We start from the raw sequence: 13,036 nt of genomic DNA on the forward strand, positions 1-13,036 counted from the left end.
GACGAAGCGATGACCGTGTCGTATGAGGGCAACGACTACCGATTGGTGATGTTCGATCTCGACGACACCCTGGCCCCGTCGAAGAGCCCGCTCGACGACCAGATGGTCGATCTGTTGCGGCGGATGCTCGACGTGAGCCTGGGCTGCATCATCTCCGGCGGCAACTTCACCCAGTTCGAGAAGCAGGTTCTCGCGCGGCTCGGCAACTTCGACAGCGTCGCCAACCTCCACCTCATGCCGACGTGCGGAACGCAGTACGTGCGGTGGTCCGGGAACGACTGGGAGACGGTCTACGCGGAGTTCCTCACCGACGACGAGAAGCAGCGCACGCTCGACGTGCTCGAGACCGGCGCCAAAGAACTGGGTCTGTGGGAGAGCGAGACGTGGGGTGACATCCTCGAGGACCGCGGCAGCCAGATCACCTTCAGCGCGCTGGGGCAGAAGGCGCCCGTCGACGCGAAGGCGGCCTGGGACCCCGACGGAGCGAAGAAAGAGTCCCTGCGTGCCTACGCCGCCGAGCGACTTCCCGACCTCGAGGTGCGCAGCGGCGGGTCGACGTCGGTGGACGTCACCAAGAAGGGCATCGACAAAGCTTACGGCGCACTGAAGTTGATGGACATCCTCGGCCTCAGCACCAGCGACATCCTGTTCTTCGGCGACCGGCTCGACGAGGGCGGCAACGACTACCCGGTCAAGGCTCTGGGCATCACGTCTATCGCCGTCCACGGCTGGCCCGACACCCACGCGAAGCTGTCGGCGCTGCTGGATCAGGTCGAGACGGGCAGCTAGTCGACCGGCCCGCCCGCCGGTACGACCCGCTGGGTGCCGTTCGCGACCCGGTAAGACCTCGCGTAATACTGGCCGGAGCGCGGATTCGTCTTGTCGTGCACGAAGTACCAGTCCATCTGCGTCGCCGCCGGCGTCACGGTCAGGACCGAATACCCGTGCGCGTCGAACTCGCTCCAGCGCACGTGGTGGTTCGTGGCCGCGAAGGCCGAGGACACCGCGACCCCGGCGGTGTTGGCGGGCACGTTCAGCATGTCGTCGATGTTGGTCGACGTGATCGAGGTGCCGACCAATTCCGTTGCGACACTCCCGCCGCCGGGATAGTTCGCCGGGTCGGCCGGGATGTCGCACGCCCACGACGAGTGGATGTCACCGGTGATGAAGACGACGTTGTCGACGCGATTGCGGCGCAGCGATTCGAGGAGACGTCGACGATCGGCGGCGTAACCGTCCCACTGGTCGGCGTTGTACGGGATGCCCTCGCGCGGGATGCCGAGCAGTGCGGTGACCGCGCCGGTTGTCTGCGGATCCAGCGGGGGGATCAGCACCGGGGCGATCATCACCGGGTTGCCGACGATCTTCCAGCGGGTCTCCGACGACGTGAGTCCATTGGTCAGCCACGACATCTGTGCCCGGCCGAGGATCGAGCGGGCGGGATCGTCGATGGCCGCCGACCGGGCGCTGACCTGCAGGTCGCGGTAGGAGCGCAGATCCAGCATGGACAACTCGAGCAGACGGCCGAAGCGGAGCCTGCGGAACAGGTGCCGGCCCGCGGTGTCGACGGCGGGGCGGATCGGCATCCACTCGGCGTACGCGCGCAGCGCGGCGGTGCGCCGTGCGGCCCAGGAGCCCTCGCCCGCCTGATGGTTCTCCGCCCCGCCCGACCACGAGTCGTTCGACGACTCGTGGTCGTCCCAGATGCAGATAAACGGCAGGTTCCGGTGCAGCCGGGCGAGGTCGGGGTCGGTCTTGTACTGCGCGTGGCGTGTCCGGTAGTCGCGCAGGGTGACGATCTCGTGGCGGGGGTCGTGCGGCCGGACGGTTCCGGTCTTGCCGGTGTATCGCCCGGTCTCGTACTCGTAGAAATAGTCGCCCAGGTGGACCACCGCGTCGAGTGCCGGCTGCGCGGCCAGATGCCGGTAGGCGGCGAAGTATCCGGCCTCCCAGTTGGCACACGACACGACGCCGAAACGGATCTTCGCGACGTCGGCACCCGTTGCGGGGGCGGTGCACGTGCGACCGACGGGCGACACCGCGCCGGTGGCGGGTCCGGACAGCACCGTGAAGCGGTAGTGGTACCAGGTGCGCGGCGCCAGACCCGACGCGTCGATCTTCACCGTATGGTCGGAGTCGGCGGACGTCCGCACCTCGCCCGCGGCCACGACGGCGCCGAAGCCGGGGTCCCGGGCGATCTCCCAGCGGACGAGGCTCTGCGGCCCCAGGCCGGAACCGGGTGTCGCAGCCGGGGTCGGGGTGATGCGGGTCCAGAGGACGACGGCGTCGGGGAGCGGGTCGCCGGACGCGACGCCGTGGCGGAACACTGCCGCCGACGGGGGCCCGGGCGACCGCGGCGCGCCCTGGGCGACGACGGCGGGGGAGGCGAGCGCCGCACCGGTCACGACCGCACCCGTGCGCAGGAAGTCGCGTCGCGTCGTCATCGCATCCACCCCCGGGTACTCGCCCACGCCTGCAGGGACTCTACCGCGGGCGGAGCCCGACGGTGCGGTACTCACGTGGTGGGGGAGAATCGGATACCGCGCGGCACGCGGACGTGTGGCCGCGACGGACGACAGGAGACATGCGTGTCCGAATTGGTGCCGCTGAAGGTGCAGATGGTGGCGATGACCCAGTTCACCCCGCCGGGAGACGTGCCGTGGAGCACCGACGCCGAGGGCGGTGAGGCGTTGGTCGAGTTCGCCGGCCGGGCGTGCTACCAGAGCTGGGACAAGCCGAACCCGCGTACCGCCACCAATGCCGGCTACCTGCGGCACATCCTCGAGGTCGGGCACCTGTCGCTGCTCGAACACGCATCGGTGACGTTCTACATCAGCGGCATCTCCCGCTCGTGCACCCACGAACTGATCCGGCACCGCCACTTCTCGTACTCGCAACTGTCCCAGCGGTTCGTGCCCGAGCACGACTCCAACGTCGTGGCGCCGCCGGCGATCGTGGGCGACCCGGAGCTCGAGGACCTCTTCACCGCGGCGACCGACGCGAGCCGGGCGGCCTACACCGAGCTCCTCGCGGCGCTGGAGGCGAAGTTCGCCGACGTCCCCAACGCCATCCTGCGTCGGAAACAGGCACGTCAGGCCGCTCGCTCCGTACTGCCGAACGCCACCGAGACAAAGATCGTCGTCACCGGCAACCATCGCGCCTGGCGGCACTTCGTCGGCATGCGCGCCACCGAGCACGCCGACGTCGAGATCCGCCAGCTCGCGGTGGAGTGTCTACGCCAGTTGATGCGGGTGGCGCCCACCGTGTTCGGCGATTTCGAGATCGGCACCCTGGCCGACGGGACCGAGGTCGCCACCTCACCATTCGTGCTGGAAGGGTGAGGATCGTCACCAACAGGGAGGCGGTAGCCTTGAGCACCATGAACGCAGTCCAGGAACCGCTGCACGAGCATCCCTTCGGGACGAACGTGGTTGCGATGGTCACCCCCTTCCGCCCGGACGGAAGCCTCGATCTGGACAAGGCCGCCGTCCTCGCCGACCATCTGGTCGCCAAGGGATGTGACGGGCTGGTCGTGTCCGGCACCACCGGTGAATCGCCGACCACCACCGTGCCGGAGAAGCTCGAGTTGCTGCGGGTGGTCCTCGACGCGGTGGGCGACCGGGCCCGGATCACCCAGGGCGCAGGCAGTTACGACACCGCCGAGAGCGTCCGGTTCGCGATCGAGTCCGAGAAGATCGGTGCGCACGCGCTCCTCGTGGTGACCCCGTACTACTCGAAGCCGCCGCAGGCCGGGCTCCTCGCGCACTTTCGGACCGTCGCCGACGCCACCGCGCTGCCGGTGCTGCTCTACGACATCCCGCCGCGATCGGTGGTCCCGATCATGAACGAGACGATGCTCGCCCTGGCCGAACACCCCAACATCCGCGGGGTGAAGGACGCCAAGGGCGACCTGCACTCGGCGGCCGGCCTGATCGCCAGCACCAGCCTGGAGTACCTGTCCGGCGAGGACGCACTCAACCTGCCGTGGCTGTCGATCGGCGCGACCGGTTATGTCAGCGTCATCGGCCACCTCGTCCCGGATCGCCTGCGCGACATGCAGATCGCTGTCGAGAAGGGCGATCTGCCGACCGCCCGCGCGATCAACACCTCGATGCTGCCGCTGGTCAACGCCATGGGGCGCCTCGGCGGGGTCACGATGGTGAAGGCGGCACTGCGCATCCTCGGGCTGGAGGTCGGCGACCCGCGCCTGCCGCAGGTGCCCGCGAACCCGGCGCAGATCGAGGAACTGATCGTGGATCTGCGCGCGGCGGGTGTGCTGATCTGATGACCGACAACGACACCACCGGCAACGACACCGCCGGCACCGTCCGCCCCCGGACCCGACGCCGGGCTGCCGCCCGCAAGGCCGGCCCGCCGAGTCCGCCCCCCGCCGAGCCGACCCCGCCCGCCGAGCCCACCCCGTCCGCCGAGCCCGTCGAGGTGACCTCGAAGGCACGGCAACCCCGGCGCGCGCGAGCCGAGCGGACCGGATCATCGGAACCGAAGTCCGACGCGAACTCGCCGAAGCACGCGGCCAAGCGTCCGGCGAGTCCCGCGTCGAACACCCGTCGCCCCCGCCACGAGCGCGGCGACGCCCGCGGCGGCCGCCGGCCCGAACCGGCAACCCCGGCCCCTGTCGACCGACTGGGCACACCCCGCCGACTGCCCAAGGGTGGTCTGCGCGTGGTGGCGCTCGGCGGGATCGGCGAGATCGGCCGCAACATGACCGTCTTCGAATACAACGGCCGTCTGCTGATCGTCGACTGCGGTGTGCTCTTCCCCGAGGACGCCCAGCCGGGCGTCGACCTGATCCTGCCGGACTTCCGCTACATCGAAGACCGCATGGACGACGTCGACGCGGTGATCCTGACCCACGGCCACGAGGACCACATCGGCGCTCTGCCGTTCCTGCTCCGGCTACGCAGCGACATCCCGGTGATCGGCGCGAAGTTCACGCTCGCCCTGGTCGAGGCCAAGTGTCGCGAGCATCGCCTGCGACCCAAGCTCGTCGAGGTCGTCGAAGGTCAGAAGACCTCGCACGGCCCGTTCGAGTGCGAGTACTTCGCCGTCAACCACTCGATCCCGGACGCCCTGGCCGTCGCGATCCGGACCCCCGCCGGCGTCGTGCTGCACACCGGCGACATCAAGCTCGACCAGCTGCCCCTCGACGGCCGGCTCACCGACCTCGCCGGGTTCAGCCGCCTCGGCGATGAGGGCGTCGACCTGTTCCTGGTGGACTCGACCAACGCCGAGGTGCCCGGTTTCGTGACCCCGGAACGTCAGATCGGCGGGGTGCTCGACCAGGTCATCGGCAAGGCCACACAGAGGGTCATCGTGGCGTCGTTCGCGAGCCACGTCCATCGCATCCAGCAGATCATCGACGTGGCGCACACCCACAATCGGCGGGTCACCTTCGTCGGCCGTTCGATGGTGCGCAACATGCAGATCGCGCAGGATCTCGGCTACCTCTCGGTACCCGACGGCGTCGTCGTCGATCTCGACACCGCGGCAACCCTGCCCGACCACCGCGTCGTGCTGATCTCCACCGGCTCGCAGGGCGAGCCGCTGTCCGCGCTCTCCCGGATGGCGCGCGGAGAGCACCGGCAGATCAACATCCGGGCCGACGACCTCGTCGTGCTGGCGTCCTCGCTCATCCCCGGCAACGAGAACTCGGTGTTCGCCGTCGTCAACGGGCTGGCCAAGCGCGGCGCGACCGTCATCACCCAGCAGAGTGCGAAGGTCCATGTCTCGGGCCACGCCTCGGCCGGTGAGCTGCTCTACCTCTACAACGCGGTGCGCCCCTCGAATGCGATGCCCGTGCACGGCGAATGGCGGCACCTGCGCGCCAACGCCGCGCTCGCGGTAGCGACCGGTGTGCCCGAGGACCGGGTCGTCCTCGCCGAGGACGGCGTGGTGGTCGACCTCGTCGACGGTCGCGCCGACATCGTCGGACGGGTTCCGGTCGGGCACGTCTACGTCGACGGCCTCTCGGTCGGCGACGTGGGGGAGTCGACGCTCTCCGAACGGCTCGTGCTGGGGGAGGGTGGCTTCATCGCCATCACCGTCGCCGTGGACGTGACGACGGGCCGTGCGGTGAGCACACCCGAGGTCTCCGGACGCGGTTTCTCCGACGACCCGGACGCGCTCAAGGAGGCGGCGGACATCGTCAACCAGACGCTGGATTCGCTGGCGGCCGAGGGTGTCTCCGACACGCACCGGATCGCCCAGGGGATTCGCCGTGCGGTCGGGCGCTGGGTGTCGACCGCCTATCGTCGCCGTCCGATGATCGTGCCGACGGTCATCGCGGTTGGGGACTGACCGGCGTCGAGGAACGAGACCACGGCGTTGTCGCTACCGTGGTCGTGTGACCGGAGCGCAGAAGGAAAGAGCAGCCCTCGTCGAGACCCTTCGAAAGGTGGGCCCCGACGCGCCCACCTTGTGTGAGGGCTGGACCACCCGCGATCTGTTGGCGCATCTCGTGGTCCGGGAACGACGCCCGGACACCGGGCCGGGCATCCTCATCCCGGCTTTCGCCGGCCACACCGAGAAGGTGCGGGCCCAGGCGACGTCGAAGGACTGGGATGCCCAACTGGCGTTGCTCGCCTCGGGGCCGCCGGTCTACTCGCCGTTCAAGCTGGTCGACCGATTCGCCAACCTGGCCGAGATGTTCGTCCACCACGAAGACGTCCTGCGTGGCGGCGCCGACCCCGACGGGCCGTGGACGCCCCGGTCGCTGGCCCCCGAACTCGAGGCGGAGTTGCGCACGCCGGCCAAGTCGATGGGCCGGATGACGCTCAAGAAGGTCCCGGCCCGCGTGACCCTGCGCACCCCGGACGGCGAGGATCTGGTGACGGCGGGATCGGGTGACGACGTCATCGTGACCGGTCGTGTCGGTGAGCTGGTGCTGTTCGCGTTCGGCCGTACACCGGTCGACGTCACATTCGCCGGTGACGCCGCCGCGATCACGGGCGTCCGCGAGAGTTCGCGCGGCCTCTGAGCGATCACAACTTCGACACGCATTCGTTGTCTGTGTTGCCCGTGTGACTGATGTGACCGCTGCCCACTAGTCTGTCGGTATGGCTTCGAAAGCAAGCACGGGTACACGCGCGTCCTCCGCGCGCGGCGCTGCTGGTTCCACGCGCGGTGGATCCGCTCGCGGTGGTTCGGGGCGGGCGAGTTCGGCTCGAGGGAGTTCGACCGCCGCTCGCCGCTCGACGGGTGACGGTTCGAAGAGCGGCGGTTCGAAGAGCGGTGGTTCGCGTCGTCAGACGGGCGCCGGTGCCTCGACGAGGTCGAAGGCCGGGGCATCGCGGAAGAGTTCCCGGTCCGCTGCACCAGCGGAGTCGGTGGACCTGCATCGTCGTTCCGTCGCCGCGGCAGGGGCGTCCGCGGTGGGCAAGGGCATCGGTGCCGGATGGTCGTTGTTCGCGCGGGGCGTCGGCAGCGCCGCCCGGGCGGGCTCGGGCGTCGGCCGCGGACCGCGCACCGAAGTCGTCGGAGAGTTCGACGACATCGACGACACCGACCCGGACTTCGAGGAGTTCGACGACGGGTCCGACGGCAACGGTCGACCCCGGCCCGGCGGTCACAGCCATCGGCGGGACGGGACAGCACTCGGTCTCCTCGCCTTCGGTCTGCTCGTCGGCGCCAGTGTGTGGTTCGGTGCGGCGGGTCCGGTGGGCGCCTTCATCGAGGCCCTCATCCGCGCGGTCATCGGGTCGGCGGCCGTGCTCGTGCCGGTCGGTCTCCTCGCGCTGGCAGTGGTCCTGATGCGACGGCCGGCCGCCCCGGAGCGACGCGGCCGCTACCTGTCGGGTGGGTTCCTGGTGATCCTTCCGCTGCTCGGTCTGATGCACCTCGTCGCCGGCGCGCCGGTCGACCTGCCCGGACGGTCCGGCGCGGCCGGGTTCGTCGGCTTCGCGGTGGGCACACCGTTGACCGCGGGTGTCACCGCGTGGGTCTCGGTGCCGATCCTGTTGTTGTGCATGGCATTCGGCGTACTCATCCTCAGCGGCCGAACCGTCCGCGAGGTCGTGGACGCCGCCGCCGGTTACCTCGGGCTGGGCGTCGGACGAGGCGACGACGCGCCCTGGGACGACGACGAGTGGGATGCCGACGCCGAGAACTACGACGATCCGGATTTCGACGACCCCGATACCGAGACCGACAGCGCCGAGTCGGATCCCTGGGACTCCGGTGCGCTCGAGTCGCGGTCCCGGCGTCGGCCGTACTCGTCGAACCCGTACGACAACTACCCGCCGGATTCGGCGCCGGCGCGGACCTCGGGACGGACGTCGCGGCGCAAGCCCGCCGACATCGCCGACGTCGCCCCGCTCGAGGAGGCCGTCACCGAGAACTTCGCGGATGCCGACCAGCAGGTCACCGAGGTGATCGCGCCGAGCCCCCGTACCCGCGCCACCCCGGCCCGGCGGGCCACCGCGCGATCCGAGCCGCGTCCCGCACCCGAACCGGAGCCCCGGCACGAACCCGATCTCGACGACGAGATGACGGACGAGGGGATGTCGGACGACGAGGCGTTCATCCCGTCCGATCCCACCGCGGACGGGGACTATCGCCTGCCGCCCGCCGACCTTCTCCTCGAGGGCGATCCGCCGAAGATGGGCAGCAGCGCCAACGACGACATGATCGACCGGATGACCGGCGTGCTGGAGCAGTTCAAGATCGACGCCGCGGTCACCGGATACACCCGCGGGCCGACCGTCACGCGATACGAGATCGAACTCGGCCCGGGTGTGAAGGTCGAGAAGATCACCGCGCTGCAACGCAACATCGCCTACGCCGCGGCAACGGACAACGTGCGCCTGCTCGCGCCGATCCCCGGCAAGTCCGCGGTCGGTATCGAGGTCCCCAACTCCGACCGTGAGATGGTTCGCCTGGCCGACGTGCTGAACTCGCCGTCGACCCGGAAGGACAAGCATCCGTTGGTGATCGGGCTCGGCAAGGACATCGAGGGTGATTTCGTCAGCGCCAACCTGGCGAAGATGCCGCACCTGCTGGTCGCCGGGTCGACCGGCTCGGGCAAGTCGAGCTTCGTCAATTCCATGCTCGTGTCGCTGCTCAGCCGTGCGACGCCGGAGCAGGTGCGGATGATCCTGATCGACCCGAAGATGGTCGAGCTCACCCCGTACGAGGGAATCCCGCACCTCATCACGCCGATCATCACGCAACCGAAGAAGGCCGCTGCCGCACTCGCCTGGCTCGTCGAGGAGATGGAGCAGCGCTATCAGGACATGAAGGCCTCGCGGGTGCGCCACATCGACGACTTCAACTCGAAGGTCCGGTCGGGAGACATCACCGCCCCGCTGGGCAGCGAACGCGTCTACAAGCCGTATCCGTACATCTTGGCCATCGTCGACGAGCTCGCCGACCTGATGATGACCGCGCCCCGCGACGTCGAGGACGCGATCGTGCGGATCACCCAGAAGGCGCGCGCCGCCGGCATCCATCTGGTGCTCGCGACGCAGCGTCCGTCGGTCGATGTCGTCACCGGTCTGATCAAGACCAACGTGCCGTCGCGGCTGGCGTTCGCGACGTCGTCGCTGACCGACTCACGCGTCATCCTGGATCAGCCGGGTGCCGAGAAGCTGATCGGCATGGGCGACGGCCTGTTCCTCCCGATGGGCGCCAACAAGCCGATCCGCATGCAGGGTGCCTACATCACCGACGAGGAGATCGCCGCGGTCGTCGATTTCTCCAAGGAGCAGGCCGAGCCGGAGTACACCGAGGGTGTCACCGCGGCGAAGGCGGGCGACAAAAAGGACATCGACAGCGACATCGGCAACGACCTCGACGATCTCCTGCAGGCGATCGAACTGGTCGTGTCGAGCCAGTTCGGGTCGACGTCGATGCTGCAGCGCAAGCTGCGGGTCGGGTTCGCCAAGGCCGGCCGTCTCATGGACCTGATGGAGACGCGGGGAGTGGTCGGCCCCAGCGAGGGATCGAAGGCGCGTGAGGTGCTCGTGAAGCCCCACGATCTGGCGGGGGTGATCGCCTCGATCACCGGCGGCGGCGACGAAACGGACAGTTCCGGCACCTGACTCGGGTCGCTGACCTGCGGTTTCTGCAGGTTTCCTGCAGTTTGTATAAGGTAGCCGGAGATCCATGAGGGGAGTATCCCCAAAGCGGCGTCTCCGTCAATACGGTCACGATTCGCAACGATGCCGATCATCGTCGCGGCCCTGACCCGGAGCGTCGGCCCCCGTTCGGTGGGAGAGACCTCTGGCTCGTCAGCTCTTGCTGCCTGCTGGAGGTTACAAGTGGATGTTTCGCTGTCCGTATGGCTGATCACCTGTGCGGTGATCCTCGCCCTGTTCGCGTTCGACTTCTTCACCCACGTGCGCGTGCCCCACGCGCCGTCGCTCAAGGAGTCGGGCATCTGGTCGGCGATCTACATCGCTTTCGCCGTCATCTTCGGTCTGTTCGTCTGGTGGAACTGGGGTTCGACCTTCGGCGGTGAGTACTTCGCCGGTTACGTCACCGAGAAGGCGCTGTCTGTGGACAACCTGTTCGTCTTCGTCATCATCATGGCGAAGTTCGCGGTGCCCAAGGAGTACCAGCAGAAGGTCCTGCTGCTCGGCATCTTGATGGCCCTCATCATGCGCGGCATCTTCATCGCCGTCGGTGCGGCCGCGATCAACGCCTACAGCTGGGTCTTCTACCTGTTCGGCGCGTTCCTGATCTTCACCGCCGTCAAGCTGCTCCGCGAGAGCGACGACCCGGTCGAGCACGAGGAGGAGCGCGAGACGCGCCTCGAGCGCTTCGTCAAGCGCTACCTGCGCACGCATGACTCGTACGACCGCGACAAGCTGTTCACCCGCGTCAACGGCAAGCGCCTCGCGACCCCGATGCTGATGGTTCTCATCGTCATCGGCTTCACCGACGTGCTGTTCGCGCTCGACTCGATCCCGGCCATCTACGGCCTCACGTCCGAGCCCTACCTGGTCTTCACCGCCAACGCGTTCGCCCTGATGGGTCTGCGTCAGCTGTTCTTCCTCATCGGCGGACTGCTCGACCGCCTGGTGTACCTGTCCATCGGCCTGTCGATCATCTTGGCCTTCATCGGCGTCAAGCTGGTCCTCCACGCCCTGCACGAGAACACCCTGTCCTTCATCAACGGTGGCGAGCACGTGGCGGTCCCCGAGATCTCCACCGGGCTGTCGCTGTCGGTGATCCTCGGTGTCCTGGTGATCACCACGGTGGCCAGCCTGATCAAGAGTCGCGGGATGGCGAAGTCGCCGGAGGTCGAATCCGCCGGCGACACGACCGACTCGCCGGCACCGAAGTCCAAGGACTCCTGACCCGTCCACGTCCACCCGTCGCCGACGGGTGGACGTGGCATCAGCCCGGGAACGGCCCGAACACCTGCGTCCACTCGTCGATGCGGATGGCATCGACGGCCTGATGCGCCTGGAACGGGTCGTTGGCCAGGAATGCCTCGGCCGCCTCGAGGTCGGCTGCGCGGATGACGATGAGCGCGCCCGACCCGTCGGGATAGGGGCCGGCGATCAGCACGTTGCCCGCCGAGTGTTCTTCCGCGAGCCACTCCCGGTGCAAAGGCCGGTGCTGATCCCGCAGGGCGGCCTTGGCGGGGCGATAGGTGTACTGCACGGCGAAGAACGGCATGGTCACCCCTGCTCGATGGTTGCCAGCATCCGGGTGTTGCCCAGGGTGTTGGGTTTGACATAACTGAGGTCGAGAAACTCTGCGACGCCGGTGTCATAGGACCGGCACATCTCCTCGAACACCTCGCGCGTGACCGGGGTGCCCTGGATCTCGGCGAAACCGTGCCGCGCGAAGAAGGCCGTCTCGAACGTGAGCACGAAGACGCGCGAGAGCTGCAGTTCGCGGGCGACCGCCATGAGCCGGTCGACGAGGAGGTGGCCGATGCCGCGCCCGGCGTGGGCGTTGTCGACGGCGACCGTGCGGACCTCGCCGAGATCGGCCCAGAGCACATGCAGCGCACCACAACCGACGACCAGGCCGTCGACGTCGGCGACCCAGAACTCCTGGACGGACTCGTAGAGCGTGACGAGGTTCTTCTCGAGGAGGATTTTCCCGGCGTACTGGTCGATCAGTTCTTTGATCCGCGGGACGTCGGAGGTGCGCGCACGACGGATGACGACGTGATCGGCGGGGGACATGGGAATTCAGCTTAGTCTCTGCGATGGGGCGACCTGTGCACGTCGTTCCTCGGGACTGCCGATACCCTGATGGGCGTGTACTTGAGGACTGCCCTGAACTGCGGCACGACGCCGCGGTCAGGAGCGAGCTCATGACCGACCGGATCCGGCGGGCCGTCGAAGAGAACGGCATCGCCAATGTGGGCCGCGGGCCCGACCACATCACCGACCCGGTGGACCCGGTGCCGGTGGTCAACATCGCCAACGCACTCACGGTGTTCCGGATCGTCCTGGTGCCGGTGTTCCTGGTGGCGCTGTTCATGGAGTCGGGCGAGTCGACGCTGTGGCGCACGATCGCCACGATCGTCTTCGGGGTCGCGGCGCTGACCGACCGGTACGACGGGATGATCGCGCGGCAGCGCGGCCTGATCACCGACTTCGGGAAGCTGGCCGACCCCATCGCGGACAAGGCCCTGATCGGCGGTGCCCTCGTCGGGCTGTCGATCCTCGGCATCCTGCCGTGGTGGGTCACCGTGGTGATCGTCGCCCGCGAGGTGTGGGTGACGGCGCTGCGTTTCTGGGTGTTGCGGCACAAGGTCATACCGGCCAGCCGCGGCGGCAAGCTCAAGACGCTGCTGCAGGCGCTCGCCATCGGTCTGTACCTCCTCCCGCTCGGCGGACCGTGGCAGCTCGCCGCCGACATCCTGATGGGACTGGCGGTGGTGGTGACGATCTACACGGGTCTGGACTACACCTGGCAGGCGGTCAAGGTCCGGTCCGATCGCGATGAGACCGCACCCCGGCCGGTGGCACCGCGCGGACGTGCTGTGGGAGGAACCGGCGGCGGTCACTGACTTCGACTATCGTCGATCAGACGGTGCTGCCCCGACCGTGGG

At 68.4% G+C, this 13,036-nt stretch carries 11 protein-coding genes; 8 read left to right on the forward strand and 3 right to left on the reverse strand.

Annotated features, from left to right (window positions below):
• The first annotated feature begins 9 nt into the window (after nt 1–9).
• Entirely contained in the window at nt 10–789 is a 780-nt protein-coding gene (locus KB201_RS08595; protein WP_137808704.1) for an HAD-IIB family hydrolase, read from the forward strand.
• Here KB201_RS08595 and KB201_RS08600 read toward each other — a convergent pair.
• Complete coding sequence (locus KB201_RS08600) at nt 786–2,444, reverse strand: alkaline phosphatase (RefSeq protein ID WP_211538889.1); 1,659 nt, start codon at nt 2,442–2,444, stop codon at nt 786–788. The genes KB201_RS08595 and KB201_RS08600 overlap by 4 nt on opposite strands.
• A 144-nt stretch (nt 2,445–2,588) precedes the next feature.
• On the opposite strand from KB201_RS08600, the gene thyX reads away from it, so the two are divergent.
• The 6 genes from thyX (at nt 2,589) to KB201_RS08630 (ending at nt 11,318) form a co-directional block, all read left to right on the forward strand.
• Nucleotides 2,589–3,341, forward strand: a complete 753-nt coding sequence (gene thyX / locus KB201_RS08605) for an FAD-dependent thymidylate synthase (protein WP_065628932.1) — start codon at nt 2,589–2,591, stop codon at nt 3,339–3,341.
• Nucleotides 3,342–3,379: 38 nt separating this feature from the next.
• Complete coding sequence (gene dapA / locus KB201_RS08610) at nt 3,380–4,285, forward strand: 4-hydroxy-tetrahydrodipicolinate synthase (protein WP_159370667.1); 906 nt, start codon at nt 3,380–3,382, stop codon at nt 4,283–4,285.
• Nucleotides 4,285–6,318, forward strand: coding sequence for a ribonuclease J (locus KB201_RS08615; protein ID WP_065628930.1), 2,034 nt, complete (start codon nt 4,285–4,287; stop codon nt 6,316–6,318). The genes dapA and KB201_RS08615 overlap by 1 nt, the downstream gene beginning before the upstream one ends.
• Nucleotides 6,319–6,364: 46 nt before the next feature.
• Complete coding sequence (locus tag KB201_RS08620; protein ID WP_058250173.1) at nt 6,365–6,997, forward strand: TIGR03085 family metal-binding protein; 633 nt, start codon at nt 6,365–6,367, stop codon at nt 6,995–6,997.
• A gap of 79 nt (nt 6,998–7,076) precedes the next feature.
• Complete coding sequence (locus KB201_RS08625) at nt 7,077–10,058, forward strand: DNA translocase FtsK (RefSeq protein ID WP_238995067.1); 2,982 nt, start codon at nt 7,077–7,079, stop codon at nt 10,056–10,058.
• A 219-nt stretch (nt 10,059–10,277) separates the two neighbouring features.
• The gene (locus KB201_RS08630) at nt 10,278–11,318 is read left to right on the forward strand and encodes a TerC family protein (protein WP_159370669.1); all 1,041 of its coding nucleotides are present in this window, start codon (nt 10,278–10,280) and stop codon (nt 11,316–11,318) included.
• A gap of 40 nt (nt 11,319–11,358) precedes the next feature.
• Here KB201_RS08630 and KB201_RS08635 read toward each other — a convergent pair whose 3' ends face one another.
• Together KB201_RS08635 and KB201_RS08640 are read right to left on the reverse strand one after the other, a co-directional pair.
• Nucleotides 11,359–11,643, reverse strand: coding sequence for a YciI family protein (locus KB201_RS08635; protein WP_068969879.1), 285 nt, complete (start codon nt 11,641–11,643; stop codon nt 11,359–11,361).
• A 2-nt stretch (nt 11,644–11,645) separates the two neighbouring features.
• Nucleotides 11,646–12,161, reverse strand: coding sequence for an amino-acid N-acetyltransferase (locus tag KB201_RS08640; RefSeq protein ID WP_159370670.1), 516 nt, complete (start codon nt 12,159–12,161; stop codon nt 11,646–11,648).
• Between the two features lie 131 nt (nt 12,162–12,292).
• Between KB201_RS08640 and pgsA the strand changes: the two genes are divergently transcribed.
• A complete protein-coding gene (gene pgsA, locus KB201_RS08645; protein ID WP_065628926.1) occupies nt 12,293–12,994 on the forward strand; it encodes a CDP-diacylglycerol--glycerol-3-phosphate 3-phosphatidyltransferase in 702 nt (233 codons plus the stop codon).
• The last annotated feature ends 42 nt before the right edge of the window (nt 12,995–13,036 follow it).

This window comes from Gordonia sp. SCSIO 19800 (genome assembly GCF_018132775.1).
In the GTDB taxonomy this organism is placed as follows: Bacteria; Actinomycetota; Actinomycetes; order Mycobacteriales; family Mycobacteriaceae; genus Gordonia; species Gordonia hongkongensis.